At 31.9% G+C, this 1,256-nt stretch carries 1 protein-coding gene and 1 pseudogene; both read left to right on the top strand.

The features are described from left to right. Positions 1-209 precede the first annotated feature (209 nt). Positions 210-1,103 carry a replication initiation protein RepM gene (repM, locus tag FTV42_RS17035; protein ID WP_057048785.1) on the top strand — a complete coding sequence of 298 codons (894 nt, stop codon included), beginning with the start codon at positions 210-212 and terminating at the stop codon, positions 1,101-1,103. 63 nt (positions 1,104-1,166) lie between these two features. Beyond that, positions 1,167-1,256: pseudogene (locus FTV42_RS17030) on the top strand (DNA-binding protein); the annotation flags it as partial.

Here is a 1,256-nt window from a genome sequence, read left to right as displayed (position 1 = left end):
TTTTAAATATATTTTAAATATTTTAAATCTTTTCAGTCCCCTGTATGCCTTATACAGTAAGGGTTTTAAAGCTTAACTATGACGGATTGACTACTAACTATGACGGATTGACTACTAACTATGACGGATTGACTACTTAACTATGACGGATTGACTACTAACTATGACAAGTATATATTTGTCATATATTAAAAATTAATGGTTTTATTTTGAATAAAAATCACGTTGTAAAATCAAATCAAGTAATAGAAGCCTCATATCAATTAAGTGCCGTAGAGCAACGAATTGTCTTAGCTGCCATTTCACGGATTCCAAAAAATCAGCCTATTACAGATGATGAGCTATATCCTGTTAGTATCAATGAGTTAAGGCAATTAGGTGTACATGAAAAAACTGCATACAGAGATTTAAAGGAAGGTATTAATAGACTCTATGAACGATCTATTAACCTCAGTATTGATGACAAGTCTATAAAAATGCGATGGGTACAAGAAGTTCAATTTCTAGATAGTCAAAGTGTCATTGGTATTCGTTTTTCAAAACCAATTCTGCCTTTCATATCTAATCTAAGTAGAGAATTCACCAAATATGCCCTGTCAGACATCGCTGGAATAAATAGTGGGTACGGTATTCGTATTTATGAGCTACTTGTTCAATATCGACAAATAGGTAAGCGTGAAATTTCAGTTGAGAATTTGCGGACAATGCTTGAGCTTGGTAAAAAGTACCCTTTATTCGCAGATTTCAAGAAACGAGTAATTGATACTGCTATAGACCAAATAAACGAATGCAGCCCTTTAAATGTCACTTATGAACAGAAAAAGACTGGTCGTAAAGTTACTAGTATTATTTTTTCATTTAAAGAAAAGACTAAGAGTATTAGTCATCCGAATACAGATGTACCTAAAGAATTTTATAAACTAACAGATGCTCAAATTAATATGTTTGGAAATCAACTTTCTCGTTTACATGAACTATCACATCTAGCACAGCAAGGTGAAAGCTATGATGATTTAGCTATAACAATTAAAGATATGTTGAGAGATCCAAAACAGCAAAAACAGTTTTTACCTTATCTAAAAAACTTAGGCTTTAAACTTTGAGTTTATTGGAGAATACACTTATTGTATTCTCCAATACGTATCGTTAATACACAGTAATACAATATGAAAACAAGTACAAAATACAGTGTTAGTGATGCTGCAACACTGTATAAAAAATCTCGGGCCACACTCTACAAAGATATAAAAAACGGA

Source organism: Acinetobacter sp. YH16052 (genome assembly GCF_013417155.1).
GTDB lineage: Bacteria > Pseudomonadota > Gammaproteobacteria > Pseudomonadales > Moraxellaceae > Acinetobacter.
The sequence above is the reverse complement of the archived record's forward strand: the minus strand, read 5'-3'. Positions and strand labels throughout refer to the sequence as shown.